This is a genomic window from Flavitalea flava (genome assembly GCF_054461575.1).
The window spans coordinates 18,257-39,131 of the sequence record NZ_JBTLQH010000012.1 but is presented as its reverse complement, the minus strand read 5'-3'; the positions used below and the strand labels follow the sequence as shown (position 1 = coordinate 39,131).

The following is a 20,875-nucleotide window of genomic DNA, read 5'->3' as shown; positions in this document are numbered from 1 at the left end:
TCATTTTATGTATTTGCAGCAAGCTTTTAATTGGGGTGTTTCCGGCCTTGGCCGGTTCTGTTGTTTCCTACTGGTATTTTTGTTTATGGAGGGTCAGTCGCTCAATGCCCAGGTATTGTTGCAGACCCGGAAATTCAGGATAGGGCTGGATAAGGAAGGAAGATTGACGGAACTTACCAGCCTGGAGACAAAGAAAAGCTTTCTGCCCGAAGGACAACATGCCGCCCTGCTGAGCATTGGAGCGAGTGGCAGGATCATAGCGCCGGAGTCGTTACGGTGGAACAGCCGGGCATCCGAGATTGATTTGACCTACCCGCTGGACGCCGCTGCCAAGGTTCATGTCACGTTAAAGGTGGTCCGGAACGACGACTATATCAGTCTGGAATTGACCAGGCTATCACCTTCTGACGCTATAGGGCTCGTCATCTGGGGCCCTTATCCCACTACGATCGGCGATACGGTCGGAGAAGTGGTGGGAGTAGTGCGCAACAAGGAATTTGCTATCGGGATTCAGGCCTTGAATATAAAGACCCTGGGAGGTGACCCGGGGACGGGAAATGATATACAACCTTCCTATGACTATGCGGGGCAGTCCTATCGCGGGGATGCGGCCAAACCGACCTCCTTTGGAAGTGTATTGCAGGCTTATTGCCGCAGCAGGGATAAAGACAGGATCATCGCGAACTGGGGGCATACCCAATACCTGGCGCCTGCATTTGAAGACGGGGGCATTGTCGGTAGTAAGCTGGCACTGTTCGGCACTGCTCCGAAAGAGGTTTTGTTGTTGATCGGGATGATCGAACAGCAGGAGCACTTGCCGCATCCGATGCTGGATGGGGTATGGGGAAAGGTTTCGCAAAAGGCTTCTGAGTCCTACCTGATCATGGATTTCGGCGTAAATAATGTCAGGGAAGCCATGGCCTTTACGCATCAGGCGGGATTGCGGTATTTGTATCACGGCGGCCCTTTTGAAACATGGGGGCATTTTACCCTGCACAAGGATGAATTCCCGGAGAACTGGGTCAGCTTAAAGAACTGTGTGGATATAGCAAAGACCGAAAATATACGTCTGGGTTTGCACACGCTCTCCAATTTTATCACGACCAATGATCCTTATGTAACGCCTGTACCCGACAGCCGTCTGGCCAGGGTAGGGTATTCAAAGCTGGCGGAGGATATCGACGCCATGGCAAAAGAAATAACGATCGACGATCCTGCATTTTTTAATCAGTTTCAAAACAATACGTTGAAATCCGTCGTTGCAGGAATGGAGATCATCCGATATGGTAGTGTATCCGGGTCGGCTCCCTGGAAACTGAAGGATTGCCAGCGGGGTGCCTTTGGGACCCTGGCTTCCTTCCATCGGAAAGGGGACAGTATTGGCAAGCTGATGGACCATGGCTACCAGGTATTCCTGGGCAACCATTCGCTTGACCAGGAGATTGCGGGAACGATCGCCCGGCTGTTCAACGAAACAGGGTTGATGCAGGTGTCCTTCGACGGGCTGGAAGGCTGCTGGAGCGAGGGGATGGGGGATTATGGGAAACAATTGTTCACGCAGACCTGGTATGACCAACTGAAAGGGGATTTGAAAGGGCGCGTGATCAATGACGCCAGTAATCCCGGACATTTTTTCTGGCATGTCTATACCAGGATGAACTGGGGCGAGCCCTGGTATGCCGGGTTCAGGGAAAGCCATCTGGATATCCGTCTGAAAAATCAGCAATTCTTCCGACGCAACCTGATGCCGGCCATGTTGGGATGGTTTAGTCTCAAACCGGAGACGACGCTGGAAGATATCGAATGGATGCTGGCGAGGGGCGCAGGGTTCGATGCCGGTTTCGCATTGGCGACCAGCCTGAAAAATTTGAAGGCGCATGGCCGCAAAGACGAGATCCTGGCGACGATCAAAATCTGGGAGACTGCTCGTCAGCAAGGCGTGTTCAGTGAAAGACAAAAGACGGAAATGCGGGATATCGCCAAAGAGTTCCACCTGGAGACTGCGTCCGAAGGCAGCTATCGGTTGTACCGTGTTTATAATGGCTACTTTACTCACGAGCAAAAGCTAAAGCAACCGGGAGAACCAGTATTCTCCACCTTCCCATTCCATAATCCCGCAGGCCGGCAGCCTGCCGCATTTATCCTGAGGATGGCACCAGGAGGGGACAACGATCCCGAGGTGACCTTCGACAACCTGTCCATCACCGTAAATCAGCAAGAGGCGTTGGTGTTGCCTGTCAGCCTGAAGAAAGGGCAGATTATGTATTGTGACGGGAAAACCATAAGACTATACGACAAACAATGGAAAATCCTGCAAACGATCGGGCTTACAAAGCCATTGCCTGAATTAGCGGCCGGTGACAATGAAATCCTGTTTGACGGGAAATATAGCGGCGAAAATGGCGCACCCGTAAAAATGGAGATCAGGGCAAAAGGAGAGGCAGAGCCGGCGGGAAAATAACCGCCTTTTTATTTAATGACATAACATAGAAAATTTTGAAACAAAAAATTTGCTTGTATTTATCCTTGTTATTCTTTATCAGCACATCTTCCTCTGCGCAGCAGCCGGTTGATACCTCAGTGAAAGAAATAGTTATTGTGTTTAAAACACATTTTGATATCGGCTATACAGATTTTGCGGAAGCGGTTGTTCAGAAATATAGTACTTCGATGATGGAAAATGCTTTCGACATCATTGAACGAAATAAGTATCGGGCTCCTGAGAAACAATTTGTTTGGACGGTTTCCGGCTGGCCGATGAGTCAAATGCTAAATCAGCGTTTACCCGCTACCAGGTCTAAGGTCGAAGGAGCCTTAGTCAAAGGACGTTTTGTGATACATGCATTGCCTTTTAGTATGGAGACTGAATCCAGCGATCCTGAAATGCTGGTTCGGGGCCTGAATATTTCATCAGGTATTTCACGTAAATACGGTTTGCCTTTGCCCTACGATGCAAAAATGTCGGACGTTCCAAGTCACTCCTGGATATTGGCGACACTTTTGACTCAGGCAGGTGTTAAAATTCTTCATATAGGATGCAATTCGGCATCTTCATCACCGGAAGTACCGGTTTTATTTTGGTGGGAAGGACCGGATGGCTCAAAATTAATGACCATGTATTCAGAAAAGTATTATGGTACTTCCTTGCTGCCGCCCCCAAACTGGCCATATAAAAGCTGGCTGGCTATCATGCAGACAAATGATAACTCAGGACCTCCTACACCTGAAAACGTAGATAATATTTTAAGGGAAGTACATCAAAATGCCCCGAATGCAAAAGTAAAGATTGGACGGATTTCTGACTTCTATGATGCGATTATCAAAGAAAACCCTCAGTTGCCTGTCGTTCGGGGAGATATGCCCGATACCTGGATACATGGGTTTATGTCCATGCCAAGGGAGGTGAAAGATTCCCGCAGGGTTAGTAAGGATCTTTTTGCATTGGAATCTCTCAATACCTTATACAACTTATGGTCAACTAAAGGGTATGACATTTCCGGGCTACTATCGAATGCCTATACCAATAACCTCCTGTTTGATGAACATACTTTTGGCATGGCAATGAGCCATGGTAACAATGGTACCTGGTGTTATGGAGATGAATTTAAAATGCAAAGGGCAAAGGGCGCATTTGATGATATTGAAAAGTCATGGAAAGAAAAGGCAGACCGGGTGTTTGCAGCTGAAAAAGTAGTAACCCCTTCTTTGAACCGCCAATTACGGGAATTGGCCGGAGATGTGAACATAAAAGGTAAGCGGATTTTTGTTTATAATCCGCTGCCATGGAAAAGAAGCGGGGTGGTAACTATCAAAGAGAGTAGTTCATGGAACCTGGGTACTGCAGTGAAAGACATTGAAACAGGGGAGATCATACCTGTTTCCAATGAAAAGAATCTCATTCAATTTGTAGCGAACGATATACCACCATCCGGCTATCATAATTATATACTGGTGAATGAAGCCCTTTCACCTGTTGAAGGGGAATTTTTAGTAAACAAATCAGCCAAAAGTATAGAGAACAAGTACTTGAAAATACAATTTGACCCTGCTAAAGGAGTAATAAGCTCAATTGTAGAAAAAAGCTCGGGTAAGGAAATGGTTGATGCAAAAAGCGAATATGGATTTGGTCAATATTTATACGAACGTTTTAGTAAGGAAGATGCCGGGAACTATGTTAAAACATACGTAAAAGCCAGTCATGAATGGGCTGATGATGAATTAGGCAGGCCGAATTTAACGGAAGGACCGCATGTAACTGCAAAAGGGAGGGGTGCAAAAATCATTTTTTCAAAAACCCCTGTTTCCGTAAGCGCTACCCTGCTTTTTGGTGCATCAACCGATCTTCCGCACAGTTATAGCATTACGGTAAGTTTATACAAAAACAGGCCTAATCTGGAATTGATATGGAACATCAACAGCAAGCCGGCAGAATCCTGGCCGGAAGCCGGATGGATAAGCCTGCCCTTCCGTGTCAACAATCCGACATTTAAATTAGCAAGGCTGGGAGCAGTAGTAGACCCAGCCCGGGATTTTATTAAAGGAAGCAATTTCGACTATTGTTTCCTTAACTCGGGCATGTGTGTAATAGATAATACCGGAAATGGATTTGGACTTTCCACGCCTGATGCTCCCGGCGTCAGCCTTGACCGGCCCGGGTTATGGAAGTATTCAAGGTATTTTATTCCTCAAAAACCCAATGTCTTTGTTAATCTGTACAATAATATTTGGAGTACCAACTTTACGGAATGGATTGAGGGTTCATGGTCTGTAAAAATTAGCTTATGGTTTACAGACCATTTTAATAATGAAAAATCTATTATAACGCCATCGGAAGAATTCCGGTCACCCCTTTTGTCCGTATTGGCAGATGATAACGGTGGAAATCTGCCTGCCTCTGCCGCCGGTGTGCAACTGTCGCAAAAAGGAGTATTGATAACTGCATTTGGAAAAAACCCTGATGGTGATGGGACGATATTGCGTTTGTGGGAGCAAGCGGGAATTTCGGGAAAGCTTAGAGTTACATTACCAAAAGACATGAAAGTAGCAAAGGCCATACCTGTGAATTTGCGGGGAGAAATAAACGGCAACCCGATTAATATTATAGCAGGAAAATTCGAATTTAATCTTAATGCCTATACCCCGGCGAGTTTTGTTTTACAATAGCATGGGAATGGGTTTTTGTCAAATAAGTGTTAGTATCCGGGCCGGTTTTTAGTGTATTTGCAATTCTAAAATAGTCCGATCATGTTTATGCTCCAAATGAAAAAATATATTTCCTATGCCGTATTCAGTGGTTGTCTGGCATTTTCGGGTCTATCCCGTCTGCATGCGCAGACTCAGGGGCTGGTTGCATCTACCGATAACCGTAATCTGGCAGCTGAGATCATGGCGGATACCCGGCTGGACAGTATAGAAGCGAGGGCCTTGCAGTTATTGCATGGGTTCAATGCCGGCACGTCTTACGGAGAGGTCTGGATCCGCGACTTCAACACATTCATCAACGGGTCGATGCGGGTGCAGCCCCCGGCGAAGGTGAGAGAGATGCTGTTGCTGTTCTTTAAGCTGCAGGGGGCGGACGGGAATATCGTCGACGGTTTTATCGATTCGACCAAGGCGAATGTGGCGTATCCATTCCTGTACAGCCCACTGGCGCCGGGTTGGGCGGCACATAAGAACACGGTGGAGACGGACCAGGAGTCTTCATTGATCCAGGCGATGCGGAAGTATATCCAGGGCACAGGGGACAGCGCGGTGCTGCGGGAGGTGATCGGCGGAAAGACGGTGATCAGCAGGATGGAGGCGGCCTTGCGGTATGTACGGCATTATCGGTGGAGCGAAAAGTATGGGCTGGTTACCGGTGCTACGACCGTAGACTGGGGCGATGTTCAGCCGGAGTCGGGTTGGGGAGTAAGGATCAACGACCATACGAAATGGGCGATCGATATTTATGATAATGCGATGTATGCGTTGGCGATCCGGGATTTCCAGGCGGTCCTGCCCCGTGACTATAGAACCGAGGAGAACTGGTCGGCTGTCGGAGTAATGTTGAAACGGCAGGTCCGGAAATATTTGTGGAAACCGGACATGCAGAAATATATTCCGCATTTGTATCTCGACGGATCGCCGTTCCCGGCTTTCCTGCGGGAGGAAAGAATGCTGTTTACGGGTGGATCGGCCTGTGCGATTCTGGCGGGGTTCAATACCAAACAGGAGATTGCGGCCATCAATGGCCAGATGAAGACGGCAGCGGCCAGCGAGCCCTTTGCGACGATCGGCGTGACGGTATATCCACCTTACCCCGACATCGTTTTTCCGAATATGAAGGCCTATATCTACCAGAATGCCGGCGACTGGACCTGGTTTGGCGGGCGGATGATTGTAGCGCTGGCAGAGAACGGATACGTGAAGGAAGCCTGGGAGGAGTTACAGCCAATAATTGCAAGAACAATAAAATACAACGGCTTTTTTGAATGGTATGATATTAAAACCGGGCAGCCAAAAGGATCGGGGGATTTCCGCGGAGAGGCGGGCGTTTATTACGATGTGATCCAGATCCTGCGGAAGTGGGCCAGCAGTATATCAAAATAAATAATTTCACTCCTGTGTTATGAATAATATTTCACCTGCTAATGTTGGTACGGTAATTTTTTCACCATTCTGCTTCCATCCCTTTCTGATGGTGCTTTTGATGATGAAGGTTTTTCCTTCCCAAGGATTTTTAATAACGCAATCCAGTCCTTTTTCACTTACTATCTTCAAGTATTTAACAGTATTGTTTTGTAATTCGGACGAAACCAGGAAAGCACCGTCACACCTGATATTGGAAAAGGCAGCATACTTTTCTTTAGGCCAAACAGCAAATACACGCAATGTCTTTTGGTTTGACATGCATAACATTTCATTAATGGTATTGGGCACCGTACTGCAATTCTCGATACCATGCGGATTATTTAATTGAAACCCGTTGGGATAAGTATGTAAACTGTAATCATGAAGTTTAGCAAAAATAGTATCTGCATTATAACCTACCCTCACCGCAGCCGGGAAAAAACTATTGGAGCCATTAATATCCATCCACCTGTTCATTACTGTAATCGTATTTCTGGCAATCTGCAGCAGATTGCTATCGCTTTCCATCCCAATTTGCCCGGCAGGATAAATATGCTGGATGCCAAGGGTATTGTCATCCCACCAGTCTGTTCCTTTTTCGCTATACCTGAATACGGTTTTGCCGTTTCTAACCTGTAATGTATATTCCGAAAGATGATTCATCTTCTCTTTCCAATCTTCCCGCAACGCTGTATCTGTGTTCAGCAATACACTCATGTCAAATGCAGTTCTTAATATCATGGGTACCAACCCCAGGGAAAGAATGGGATTAACTGTCCCGTAGGTACCTTCATGGATGGCATCGTTTTCAATAATGTAACGGTCTCCTTCTTTCTTCAGATATTGCTGCCAGAATATGGCCACAGACCGGATGAACGGATATACATGTTTGGTAAACGAATAGTCATAGGTCTTATAAAAGTGCATGGACATAGGGACTGCACAATAGGCCGCATTGCTTTTTTGTCCAAAAAACAAACCCTCGTCCTCTGTTTTATAATTCATGAGTTTATTCTTGCGGGTAGTTTCTATGCCTAGTGGACCAATACCAACCGGGTATAACACTCCATCCGGAATTTGGGCAATCTTTTCCGAATAGTATTTTCCTCTTTGTATAAAGGCCAGCAAAGGCTCGTAGTAAGGCATTGCCTGCCGCAAATGGTTCGATGATAACAAGCCATAAAATGGCGCTGTATAATTGTAATTGAGATGATAGTCTCCATTCCAGTTAGGGATTTCACGCGTTGTCCAACTACCAAAAATGCCTGGTGGAAATGTAGGATCACGACTACAGGATGCCAGATTGTACTGAGACCTGTAGTATTGGTGTTCAATGATGGAGTCTTCAATATTTACAAAACTTTCGTTCCAGAATTGGCGCCACCATACCTGATGGTCGTTTCGGACATTTTTAACCATTTGGAATGATGTATGCTGAGCCTGTTTCAGGACCGATTGAAGACAATCGGGATCCTTAAAATTGCTTGACAGTGCACAAACCATTACAATTTTCTCACCTGTTCTGAGCCAAAACACATTCGATGACTTTCCAATTATTTTTATGGCGGCTGCCGCCTGGGTTTGAATGCTTACATCATTGATAAAACCACGCTGAATCCATTGCACACCTTGTTCGTTGTTTCCAGAAGAGGTACTGTCGGGGAATTTGTTTTCCAGGGGGGGATTTACATAGAACTGATCGGCCTGAGGCAACAATAATGCAGCCTTACCTTCTATTGATTTTTTGCCATTATTTTTTATCTCGATAATCAACCAGTCTTTTGTGGCAGCAACTTCGGATTGAAAATGGACGGATACATCTCCTTTGGTAAAATCTGTAATCGTGGTGGCATTGTATAAATCCTGTTGTACTTTATAGGAAGCAGATTTTAATAAAGGGATATCAATCTGCAATTTGCCCAGCACCGCAGGAAAGGATTCATTATATCCCGATTTCAATCTCCAGAAATCATTGCGAGCCAGGTAATAAACTTGTTGCTCCGGCTCTCCTGCTATTACCACGGCAACAGAGCCATTGCCTAACAATGGACCATCAACTGCCACCCTGCCGGGGGTTTTGGAAGGAGGCGATGAAAAAACATTTTTGTACTTGCCAATAATCTGATCCGGAGATCTCATTTGAGCGTGAGCGCCGGAAGCAAGTATGGCGACGCCTGTTAAAGTGCTCCCAAATATTTTCAATAATACTTTTTGCATGATACTTTATTTTAATCATCATATCGGCCTTATCCAAATGGCTTGCCCACCCGATGCAAGCAAATGCACATTTAATACAGAGGATGCGCCAACTATCGCTTAAAGGTCTGCGCATGGTAGCTGTTGCGTATGCTACTGCGTTCTCCATAAACCGGTTTCCATAATTCATCTTTTGAAGTCTGGCGAACCGATTGGAGACTTAACCCTTCTTGCCAGCCATCAACCCCCAGGGTGGATGCTTTGATAATTTCCTTTTGCTGATACTCAACTTCATATTGGATAATACGCTCTCCTGTAACGAATAAACGAAACCGAATGTTACCATCCGGTGATTGTAAGGTGGAAGGAACCTGGGCAACTGTTCCTATTGTTGCCGATAATAAAATAAGCAGAAAAAAAGGTCTGCACATAGTTGAAGTATTTTTTTAATATATATATAATGACTCTTCCCATTCCGTAGCTACTACAAAATGGGAAGTTAACCAACATCTTTTATTCAAGGCTCAACTTTTATCATCTATCCAATCCCGTTCAGCCTATTCATAAGGATGTGGAATGTATTCATTCTTCAAAGTACCGTCCTTATACAGTTTCAGGATAGCATAACCGGGAGGCGTTTCCAGGTAATAACCGGTTCCGGCCGATTCTTTATCCCCTTTGCCCCACCAAAATCCGCTCATGGCCCCGTTGCAGAGATATCGAACGCCGTTGTACTCACAGTCATCCTGCAGGTGATTGTGCCCGCTCAGACAGGCCTTAACCTTGTCCCGATGCGTGTAAAACAACTGTTTCAGTTTTTTGTTATCCGAATGCAAACCACCTACCAGGTTGCCGGTGATACCCAGGATTGGATAATGCGACATGACCAGTACGGGCGTTCCCGCAGCAAGGCTGCCCAGGTCCTTTTCCAGCCATGCGAATTGTTCATCATCCAGGGACACATTGGCATTATTGCTGTCCAGGATAATAAAATGCCAGCCTTTTTTGGAGAAGCTATAGTAGCGGGATGGCATGCCGACTCTTTTGATCACATAATTTTTTCCATACATCTCATCCTCTTTGGACGGTGCGGCCCACCACATATCATGGTTACCCAGGCAACTGAATACTTCATAGGACTGGAGGCTCTTCATACTTTGGTCCCAGGCAGCCCATAATTCCAGCACGCGTTCTCTTTTGATATCATTATAATCTGCCGACATGATGGAATCGCCTCCGTTCAGGAAAAAATCTACCTTATGTGTTTTGATTTGTTCCAGTATACCGGTGAATTTCTCCGGCACCTTATCCTTGGGATGAATATGTACATCGGTGATATGAGCGATGGTCAGTACGGGTATGCCTGAGCTGGCTTCAGCTTCTTCAATGGCCATTGTATTGCCGGCGATCGCGTTCTTGCTGAGAAGGGAAAGTCCTGCAACCCCCAAGGTCGCCTGTTTCAATAAATCTCTTCTTTTCATTTCATTCAATTTTTATGTCCTGGACTTTTTATGTCTTGGGATATCCTGAATATTACCATCCGAAGATCTGCTTCAGATTCGGGTTTAATACCGTTTCCGTCAGCGGGACCGGTCTGTAATAGTATTTTGGGTCGAGAAATTGTCTTGGTCGGGTATCGGTAATCGTAGCACCGCCATTGATCCCATTTTGCAGGGATACGGTGACGGCATCGCTGTACGTACCCACATTGTAATAGATCAGGGGAACACCTAATGAATTCTTTGGCGCCGGAGCGGGAATGGGATCATGGGTGCCGATCAGGGCAATATCGGGGACGCCATCGCCGGTCAGATCATATTGTCCCAGCCCGGGGAAATACATGCCCTGGGGAATATTGGTCAGGAGTTGACCGGCATGCCAGCGCATAAGGTCATCGAAGCGGAGGGCTTCGAAAGCCAGCTCCACCCTGCGTTCCCTGCGGATCTCCAGAATAACGCCCAGGTTGGCGCCGCTGACATCCGGGTATTGGGTGCTCATGAACGGATCAGGATTACCATTGGCCGCAGCCATATTCAAAGCTGGCATGCCTGCCCGGCTGCGCAAAAGGTTAACAGACTTATCCAAATCAGCCTGGTTCAGTGTGCCCAGTTCTGCGTTTGCTTCTGCATATACCAGCAAGGCTTCCGCATAACGATATACTGGAAAATCCGCACCGCCCGTAATATTGGGGTCCGTGCTGTTGATATATCCTTTCAACTGATGATAACCGCTAAAGCTGTTGCTTATTTGCTGGACATAGGCAGTAGTGGCAGGTTGCCGGACCCAACCCGGGTAGGCCAGGATCTGGCTCATGCGGGGGTCCCTGTTCTGAAACTCCTGTACAAACTGCATCGTTTGATATCCCGGAATGTCCGTAAAACGGGTTCCATCTTTCATGAGGAAGGTCTGAACCAGGTCCCTGGAAGGAGATTGTTCATAGGTACCGAACAAATACCCATTGTTATTTCCGTCCAGCTTCTTACTTACATCATAGACATTATTGAAGATCACTTCCTTGTTGGAAGACAGATCCTGGCTATTGAACAGGGTTGCATAATCCTGGCTGGAATTTCCTGTATTGTAGATGACAAATTTTCCGGATACCATTAAACTGTCTGCGATATCGCCGGCCTTTTGCAGGAAGGTATTGGCGGTACCTTGCAGGTTCAGCTCAGGATGGTATTTCCGGTAAGTGCCTTCATATAACGCTACACGGGCATACCCCATTTTAACCGCCCAGTTATCCGGCGTCCCGGAAGGCACGCTGGTACGAACATGATTGGAAGCAAATTCCAGATCGGCCATCACGCTATCCATGACCAGGGCACGGGGATCCCTGGGTTTGTACAGGGCGGAATCCGTCGGGGAACTGAAGGAATGGGAATACCAGGGCAGATCGGAATACCTTTTCACCATACCGTAATAAAATTGGGCCCGGCAATATTTGGCAATCCCCGCGTAATGGTCCTTTACTTCCTGGGGAACATTAGCCTTATCATAATTGTCAAGGAAATAGTTGGCCTGGCGTAAGGCAGAAAAATCCCATCCACTTGATATATTCTGTGCAGTCGGGGTACCGGACAGGACGGATTTGATCTCGACGGCCCCTGTCGTGACGCAGTTATCGCTGCCTTGTTCACTTGCAGCCAGGTAGTTGTCTCTTCCCGGCAGTGAAAACGCCCCGTTGGAAATCATCCCATTGGTATAAAGCAAGAGGTCCTGTTCGGTATTAAAGAATTGATTCGGTGCAATGGTCGTCTGGGGGTAACGATCCAGGAAATTCTTTGTGCAGGAGGATATCGTTCCCATCGCTGCCAGACCGATCATATAAATAGCTATCTTTTTCATTATTGATGTTTTGCGGATCATTCAAAAAAATTAAAAATCGAGATTTAATCCCAGCGCATATTTTCGCTGGAAGGGGTATGCCCAGGCATCCGTGGCATTTACCGCTTCCGGATCCACATATTGTTTGATCTTTGAAAATTCAAAAGGATTTTCACTGCTCAAATAGACTCTCAACCTATTGATCTTGTATCGTTGAGTTAAAATAGCCGGTAAGGTATATCCTATCGTCACATTTTTTATTCTCAGGTAGGCTGCATTCAACATATAACCCGTTTGCGGGATGTCCAGGCCAGAGCCATAATTATGATCTGCCAGCCAGGATTGCAGGACAGGATACCGGGAATTAAGATTGGCGTCGGCCAGGCCGAGCGCATTGTATGATTTCGAGTTCTGCGCTTTTTGTTGTGCCGTTTCGGATGTACCCCTGTAAAAGTTAAGGTTCCATGGGTAAAGGCCGGCGTAAGGCTGTTGGAAAGGGCCCCAGAACAGGTAGTGATGGGGATAATAATCCATTTTGGCAACTCCCTGAAGGAATATGGAGGCGTCCAGTCCATTCCAATTCATATCCAGATTGAATCCGAAACGGAATCGGGGACTACTGTTGCCGATTATACGCAGATCTTTGGGATCCTTTGCAGATATTCCCTGTTCAATTTTGGCATTGCCATCCATATCCGCATATTTCGGCCATCCGTTTACGATCGACAATGCCCCCCAGGGAACGATCGCTGATTCGTCGAGTTTGGCTATTTCACCGGCATTCTGAAATAAGCCGTTGCTTTTTAAGCCCCATATCTCTCCGATCTGCTGTCCTTCATAATAGGTGGATTTGCCATTCTGGTCTTTGAATAATTTCAGGGGATTATTGAACCGGGTGATCCTGGCACGGGAATCCGATAAAGTAAAACGGGCGTTCAGGCTGAAAGGTTTGGAGGCAACTTTGTATACATTCCTGTATGATGCTGAAAATTCAAATCCTTTCGTCGATTCATCCGCTGAATTTTGCCGGGGTACAGCGGTTCCCAGCGCGTTAGGCACAGGTTGCCCCGGTACCAGCATCCCTGAAGTATTTCTGACAAAGTAGTCAAAAGACAACTGCACTTTATCCTTCATCAGACCGATATCCGCACCGAAGTTCCTGGTCGTCACTTTTTCCCAGGTATAGGTCCTGGGATCGATGGATAATCCCGGGGCGTTCCTAATCACCGTCTGCAGATTTCCATTGATCAGGCTATTAGACAAACCTGTAGGCAGGGTCTGCAAATAATCAAAATTCCCCTGGTTGGGCGAGGATCCATATTGGTTACCCAGGCTGCCATAGGAAGCACGGAATTTTAAGGTAGGGATATAATTGGTCATTGCATCCAGAAATGGCTCTTTACTGGCTATCCATGCCCCGGATACGGAAGGGAAAAATCCCCAACGGTGACTGGATGGGAAACGGGAGCTTCCGTCATAACGACCATTGCCTTCCAGGATATATCGATCCTTGTAGGAATAGCCGATCCGGCCGAAATAACTGCGGGTGGCAAAGGAATGATAATCCGGCGTGACGAAGTTTGTCCCTGTAGTTAACCCCAGGTAGGGCAGGCCCGCTGATATCAGGCCATCCCTTTCGCTGGTCACTGCAGGATTGGTATAACTTTCCTGGTTATAACCCAGGAGGATCCGGATACCGTGGTCTCCGATTCGCTTATTATAATTGGCAAATACATCGAACACATCATCTGATATCGTACTATTCGTCTCCAGGACAGAACCTGTCCCTCCTGTGCTCCTTACATCATTCGGGCCATACCCGATGGAATAGGGGGTATGTACCGTATCGGCTTTATTGCTTTCCCGCTTGATACTGGCATCGGCGGTAATTTGCAGATCGCCATGCAGGAATATACCAACGACACTACCTATATTTTGAAAACCGAACATACCGGATACGGAATTACCCCCATTAACCTGGGAAGCGGCGAATTGACCTGCGCCGGTATTTGCCCAGGTGCCATCGGGGTTCCTGGCAACATCAATGGGCTTCAGATAATAAAGGTCGGTCAGGGCTGCGGATGGAATAGTGGATTTGGTTTGATAGAGGTTTAGATTGTTATCGAGTTTAAGCCATTTAAGCGGCATAAAATTCATGCGGGCTTTCAGTGCATACCGGTTCCAATCATCCCTTGCCAATTTATTTAATCCATTCTCTTTCGTATAGTTGGCTGACAGATAATAACCAAATGGCTGTTGTTTCGTTGTTTCGGTTGCTCCGCTGATGGAAATACTGTGATTCTGGGAGAAACTTGTCTTATTCAGGAAATAATTGTACCAGTTGTTATTACCCATATAATCCCATTGGGTTGGGTCGGTAGGCTTCAGGCGGGTATCGGGAAGTGAAGGATCATCCGACCGGTTCTTAGCCCATTGAAACTGATCATCTGTAAATTTGATATACTGCCAGGGAGTGTTATCGGTGGAGGTCTCCAGGATCCTGGCATAGATATAGGGATCCGTTATCGGTTGCGGCAATACGGTTGGCCTGGAAGAGCTGAAATAATTATTATAACTGATAACCGGTTTTCCCGATCCCTGTTTGGTCGTCACAATTACCACGCCATAAGATGCCCTGGCGCCATAAATAGCTGCCGAAGCTGCATCCCGTAAAACGGTAAAGGAGGCAACATCCGCAGGGTTGATGCGCATCAGATCTGCCGTAGTAGAGGCAATTCCGTCGATCACGACAAGAGGATCATAGTTTTGGCCGCTGTTGGAGATGGACGTGAACCCGCGTACGTTAAAACTTGGGGCAACTCCCGGCTTCCCTCCCGAATAGGTAATATTCAGACCGGGGCTAAGACCCTGCAACCCCTGGAAAACGTTGGCAATGGGACGATTGGCCAATTCTTTTCCGGAGATCTGATCAACCGCGCCGGTAACATTCATCTTTTTTTGGCTGCCATAACCAACCACTACAACTTCATTCAAACCGCTGGATGTCTCGGTTAACCTTACCACGAGGGAGATGAGACTCCCGGGTTTCAACGTATAACCGGACATAGCGGCGGCGGCGTACCCCACGCTGGTAAACGTAAAATGATAGGGCCCCCCGGCGGGTAACTTCGTGAATTTGAATACACCGGTGCTGTCCGACAATTTGTTTGTCCTGAAGTTCTTTCCGGGATAGATGGCTGTTACCGTCACCCCTCCGACAGGATGACCGGCCTGATCTTTCGTAATACCGGACACTCCCGCGGTTTCATCCTGGGCTTTCAATAAAATCGGGCATAAAAATGCGATTGCCGATAGACCCAAAAGATGCTTCCATTTCGGCCTTGATGCCTTAACCATATTCATGTTGTAGATTTTTTGTACGTTTTGGTAATAGAATCCCTGTCCGCTGTCAGGCAACGGTCTGACCGGTTAGGTTCTCCCTCCGGTTTGGGTCTCCGGATTAGATTTTAATTAGTGCTGAATGCTGTTTTAATTAATGCTGAATGCTTTTCAGGATGTAGGTTTTACCTTGTAGTGTGACGGATAATTCATTAAGCAAGGCGATCTCGCTCAATATGGAATCGATAGGTTCGGATGTATTGATTTCGCCAAAGAAAAATTTATTACTCATTTCCTTTTCTGAAAACCGGATCCGTACGCCATATATGCCTTCTAATTGCAGTAATACCCGCTTCAGGGAATGATCATTTTCTTTTGCCATGTCCTTTCTTCCGGAATCATCACCGGACCCAACAAACACTTCTGCCGTTCCTTCGTGTTTATCATAGATCAATTCATTACCGGGTAATAAAAAGGATTCTTTTTCCTCCTTTCCGGTCTCTTTTCCGGTTGATCTTACGACCACTTTTCCTTCATACAGTTTTACTTTTATAAAGGATCTTCTCTTATCATATTCAATAAGAAATTTGGTGCCCAGTGCCGAAGTCGCCAGTTTTCCGGTAAAAACGGTAAATGATTTCGTTCTGTCATGCGCTACATCGAAGCAGGCGGTTCCATCCAGGTAAATATCCCGCTTATTGTGTTCAAAGGGTTCCGTATAGCTGATCCCACTATGGGGCTGCAGCGATACCCGTGACCCGTCCTTCAGCACGATGGCCATGACCTTGTCCGTTCTGTTCACTTTTTGTTGCTGGATTGGCCGGTTTTCAAGATTGACCGGAGCCTTTTTACTTGCCACGGTATCTCCGCGATTATTTCCCATCTTCATTATTCCCAACCCGGTCACCACGATGACCACCGCAGCGGCAACCCAGGCTTTTAGCTTTCTGAAGGAACGGTATTTTTCATAGGTCGCCAGCCGGATCTTTTCCTGCATTCCGGTTGAAACTACCGGATGCAGGCGTACTCCATATTGGAATTGCTCAAATTCTTCATCGCTCATCCATTCATCAAGTGATTCCGGATGTTTACGCAGGTATTCCCTTACCCGGGCAGACTCTTCCGGGGTGGTTTCCTGGCTAATAAAACGTTCATACAATTCTTTTGATATCATTTCCTTTCGATGTGGATGCGCTGTATAAGTGAATGTTCTGTATAGTTTACGTTTGCCGGGATAACTATCCCCTAGCCGGGGTCTGTTTTTTTTATATTTTTCGGGAGAGTTCGTTCCGCTATGAATTAGCGCCAGTTCATCAGGATGAGTAGATAAAGCGGCATTGATTTGCGAAGATGTCTGATGGCCTGCGTAATATGATTTTCAACGGTCTTTGTGGAAACGGACAATTCCGATGCTATCTCTTTGTTGGACATTCCACTGATACGGCTCATTTCAAAAACGCGGCGGCGCACGGTTGGCATGCCCTTTATGGCCGAATGGACAACGTTCATCAGATCGTTCTCGTTTATTTTTTCAAGGGTCTCATTGGAACTTCCGGAACCGGGAATAGACAGGGAGGCGTATTTTCGGGTATGGCTGGCGGCCACATGTTGTTTGCGCAAAAAATCGATCATGGTCGTCTTGGCGATCCGGAAAACCTGTTTCGCCAAAGGAATATCCGGGTTCAGGTTGGTCCGGTACCGCCAGATCTTTATAAAGGTCAGCTGCACGATTTCCTTAGCCATGAAATCGCTTTTTGTCTTGCTTAAAAAGTAGAAATAAAGCTTTTCATGGTATTCCCGAAACACTTCGTCGAATACGACCGTATTGCCGCCTTGTAGAAATGCTATTACTTCCAATTTCTTTTATGAATTTATTTCAAACCGCGAATTTCTAATCTTTAACCTGAATATCAACATTAACAGATTGTAAACTTAATAATCCTTATTACTGCGATATGCGGGGGCACATGATAAATAAAAACCGGGAGAAAAACAATACGCAAACGTTTGTGTGAAATCAAACTATGCCGCCTGTCTCACGGAAGGGATCATGATAAGATCTTCATACGGGAGTTTAGTATGACCTGAGGAGATCCCTGTTACAAGATTGCGCAAACGTTTGTGCAGCATTAACTCATTTAAAATTCTTTTATGATCCCTACATTCGTATAGGATTAAGACTGGCAGATCTTTTATGGTCTATCGGCAATAACTAGACGAAAAAATGAGAAAGATACTTTTATCTGTAATCGCGGCCTTATCCATAATAGGGTCGTTTGGTCAAAAGCCCATTAAAGATCCTAAACTATTCTGGTCGGAAACCTTTAAAACAGGGCAATTGCCGGATGGTTGGAAAAATGTCGATAAAAGCGGCCGGGACCTGAACTGGATCATTACCAACCAGCCCTATCCGGGTTCTTATCAATACCAGCAACAGGCGCCTCCTATCGCCTCCAAAAGCCGGGGTTATCATCTTCAGTTCCAGGCTGGTTATTTTGTTGACGAAGATCAGGAGCAGTGGGTAAAAAAGAATTGGCACCCGGATACCTGGATGCAGACGGGAAGTATCGACTGTTCAGGGAAATCCTCGGTTATTTTGCGCTTCCAGCATACTTTTAGATATAACCAGGACTCTGCTGCCCCCGGAGCAGGTTTGTTTGTAGGGGTAAGTACGGATGGCGAAAAATGGACAGATTATGATGTAATAAACGCTACGCCTCAGGCTACGGACATGTTCACGCCCATTAACCAGGAACTGAATATCACAAAAATAGCCGCAAACCAGCCTAAAGTGTATATCCGTTTTTACTGGAAGGGCTTTTATAGCTGGTACTGGATGATAGATGATATAGAACTCGCTGAAGCGTATGAAAAAGATCTCGCGATCGGACGGTTGATCTCCCACCATGAAGAAGAGAACAGTTTTACAAAAAAAGATATTTTAGCTATATCCGTTAAGAACAGTGGCACAAAAACTATTCAATCGGCCTTTAAAGTAGGTTGTACGATTGATGGGAAAAAGGAAATATCGGCTGATGTACCGGCAAATGATAAAGAAATTGGCCCGGGCGGGGAAATTACGGTAAAGTTCCCGCCGGTTGATTTAACAGACCGGCCTGGTCATACCTTGATTTTTCACTTGATTTACGAAGAAGATCAAAAGAGTTCCAATAATACACTTGGGATTAAAATAAATGCCAAAGAAACCAAAATCGGGAATTTGACTGATTTTAAGGCAAATGGAAACGAGTTTACTATCTCCGCAGGTTTGTCTGCTTTTAAAGTAATTTTTTACAACAATGATATCTTCCGGATCTGGATGGCCCCGGACGGCGAATTCACCAACCCTGCAGGCAATGATATCGTGGTCAGTTATGCTGTTAAGAATCCCGGGGTCAAGGCTTTGGATAATGGAGACTATTTTCGGATAAGAAGTACCGAATGCGTGGTACGGGTATATAAGAAACCATTGCGTTTTGCCCTATATGATGTTACCGACACCAAACAGGTCTGGGAAGAATCAGAACCCCTGACGGTTGGCTCAAGAACCATACAAAGTATGAAGCGCAGTGCGGATGAATATTTTTATGGCTGCGGTATGCAAAATGGGTATTTCTCCCATCGCGACAAAGAGTTACTGATTGAAAAAGGAGGGGGATGGGATGATGGCGGCAGATCCAACCCGGCGCCTTTCTATATGTCTACGGCTGGTTACGGCGCTTTCCGAAACACCTTTGATGCAGGCAAATACACCTTTAAAGAAAACCTTCGTTTTTCGCATAATGAAAACCGGTTTGATTGTTTTTATTTTTATGGGCCATCCTTAAAAAAGATCCTGGATGACTATACACAAATCACCGGCCGGCCTTTTTTAATGCCCCGTTGGGCTTTAAGTATGGGTGATGCCAATTGTTATAACCGGGGAGCAAAGGGTACGGAGACAAAAAATTATACCGGTTCCGGTATCACGGGTACGACACCTGATGTAATAAAACTGGTGGCGGACAAATATGTGGAGAATAATATGCCGCGTGGATGGATATTGCCAAATGACGGCTATGGTTGCGGGTATACTAAACTGGATTCTACGATTATGGAGCTGCATAAACGCGGATTCTATACCGGTCTCTGGACAGAGAACGGAGTGGAGCGAATTGCAAAAGAAGTGGGCCAGTATGGTTCGCGGTTGGCTAAGCTGGATGTCGCCTGGGTTGGCCCGGGGTATAAATATGCGCTTGACGGATGCAGGGCGGCTTATGAAGGAATAGAGAAAAGCTGCGATGGACGCGGTTTTATATGGAGCGTAATGGGCTGGGCGGGTACTCAGCGATACTCTACCATATGGTCCGGTGATCAGAAGGGCAACTGGGAATATATCCGTTTCCATATCCCAACGGTCATCGGCTCTGGCTTGTCCGCTCAAAATGCGGCAACAGGGGATGTCGATGGCATTTTCGGCGGCAGCGACTCCACCTATGTAAGAGATCTTCAATGGAAATGTTTTACCCCTGTGCTGATGGTAATGAGCGGATGGGCCAAAAAAGACAAACAGCCTTATGTTTATGGTGAACCCTTTACGTCGATCAACCGGAAATATCTACAACTGAAGATGCGTCTTACTCCTTACATGTATACCTATTGCGAAAAATCTTACGAGACCGGGGTACCGACCAGCAGGGCCATGGTATTAGAATATCCGGACGATCCGGTTACCCGGGATAAAAAAACGCAATACCAGTTTATGAACGGCGAATGGCTGCTGGTAGCGCCGGTTTATAAAAGTGAAGGGAAAAGAGATAGTATTTATCTGCCAAAAGGGACATGGTATGATTTCTGGAACGATGCGCCATTTGAAGGCGGCGTTTGGCTGAATAATTATCCGGCGCCCCTGGATAAACTTCCTCTGTTTGTAAAAGCAGGAGCCATCCTTCCGATGTACCTGGCCATGAATTATGATGGGGAGCGGAAAACAGATAGTCTAACCCTGGAATTATACCCCTACCTGAAATCATCATTTGATCTGTATGAGGATGATGGATTGACCAGGGAACACCGAAAAGGCGCATTTACAAAGACCCTGATCCAAATGGATGCAACCAGGAATGTTACAGTCGATATTAAAGCCGGCCGGGGTAATTATCAGGGAAGAAACCTGACCAGAGTGTATTTATTAAACATTCATGTTAAAGCGGTGCCTAAAACGGTTCAATTGAACGGTAAGACAATGCCTGTTTACCGCGAACAATTGCAGTTCGATCTATCAGCACCGGGGTGTTATTTTAATTCACAGGAAAAAGAAGGCATCCTTCATATTAAAACGAAATATTTAAGCACTAAAGAGGATCAACAAATAAGGATCTCGCTGTAACCATATTGGCAGAAGATCAAAAAAGCATTCAATAAA

Annotated in this window: 11 protein-coding genes; 4 read left to right on the top strand and 7 right to left on the bottom strand. The window is 46.1% G+C overall.

Going from position 1 to position 20,875, the window contains the following annotated elements:
- Positions 1-7 precede the first annotated feature (7 nt).
- The 3 genes from ACX0G9_RS13305 (at position 8) to ACX0G9_RS13295 (ending at position 6,588) form a co-directional block, all read left to right on the top strand.
- On the top strand, positions 8-2,461 hold the full coding sequence (locus ACX0G9_RS13305) for a hypothetical protein (protein WP_459065406.1): 2,454 nt from the start codon (positions 8-10) through the stop codon (positions 2,459-2,461).
- Between the two features lie 35 nt (positions 2,462-2,496).
- Entirely contained in the window at positions 2,497-5,163 is a 2,667-nt protein-coding gene (locus ACX0G9_RS13300) for a glycoside hydrolase family 38 N-terminal domain-containing protein (protein ID WP_459065405.1), read from the top strand.
- A gap of 81 nt (positions 5,164-5,244) precedes the next feature.
- Positions 5,245-6,588 (top strand): glucosidase family protein, encoded by a 1,344-nt coding sequence (locus tag ACX0G9_RS13295; protein ID WP_459065404.1) that lies wholly within the window; start codon positions 5,245-5,247, stop codon positions 6,586-6,588.
- 6 nt (positions 6,589-6,594) lie between these two features.
- Here the strand turns inward: ACX0G9_RS13295 and ACX0G9_RS13290 are convergent, their stop codons facing one another.
- From ACX0G9_RS13290 to ACX0G9_RS13260, 7 genes are all read right to left on the bottom strand, one after another.
- Positions 6,595-8,826, bottom strand: coding sequence for a glycosyl hydrolase family 95 catalytic domain-containing protein (locus ACX0G9_RS13290; protein WP_459065403.1), 2,232 nt, complete (start codon positions 8,824-8,826; stop codon positions 6,595-6,597).
- Positions 8,827-8,918: 92 nt separating this feature from the next.
- Positions 8,919-9,236 carry a glycoside hydrolase family 97 N-terminal domain-containing protein gene (locus ACX0G9_RS13285; protein WP_459065402.1) on the bottom strand — a complete coding sequence of 106 codons (318 nt, stop codon included), beginning with the start codon at positions 9,234-9,236 and terminating at the stop codon, positions 8,919-8,921.
- Between the two features lie 126 nt (positions 9,237-9,362).
- Complete coding sequence (locus ACX0G9_RS13280) at positions 9,363-10,286, bottom strand: metallophosphoesterase family protein (RefSeq protein ID WP_459065401.1); 924 nt, start codon at positions 10,284-10,286, stop codon at positions 9,363-9,365.
- 52 nt (positions 10,287-10,338) lie between these two features.
- Positions 10,339-12,153, bottom strand: a complete 1,815-nt coding sequence (locus ACX0G9_RS13275; RefSeq protein WP_459065400.1) for a RagB/SusD family nutrient uptake outer membrane protein — start codon at positions 12,151-12,153, stop codon at positions 10,339-10,341.
- 30 nt (positions 12,154-12,183) lie between these two features.
- Positions 12,184-15,495 (bottom strand): SusC/RagA family TonB-linked outer membrane protein, encoded by a 3,312-nt coding sequence (locus ACX0G9_RS13270; RefSeq protein WP_459065399.1) that lies wholly within the window; start codon positions 15,493-15,495, stop codon positions 12,184-12,186.
- A 130-nt stretch (positions 15,496-15,625) separates the two neighbouring features.
- On the bottom strand, positions 15,626-16,645 hold the full coding sequence (locus ACX0G9_RS13265) for a FecR family protein (protein WP_459065398.1): 1,020 nt from the start codon (positions 16,643-16,645) through the stop codon (positions 15,626-15,628).
- A gap of 125 nt (positions 16,646-16,770) precedes the next feature.
- Entirely contained in the window at positions 16,771-17,328 is a 558-nt protein-coding gene (locus tag ACX0G9_RS13260; protein ID WP_459065397.1) for an RNA polymerase sigma-70 factor, read from the bottom strand.
- Positions 17,329-17,695: 367 nt separating this feature from the next.
- Between ACX0G9_RS13260 and ACX0G9_RS13255 the strand changes: the two genes are divergently transcribed.
- Entirely contained in the window at positions 17,696-20,839 is a 3,144-nt protein-coding gene (locus ACX0G9_RS13255) for a glycoside hydrolase family 31 protein (RefSeq protein WP_459065396.1), read from the top strand.
- The last annotated feature ends 36 nt before the right edge of the window (positions 20,840-20,875 follow it).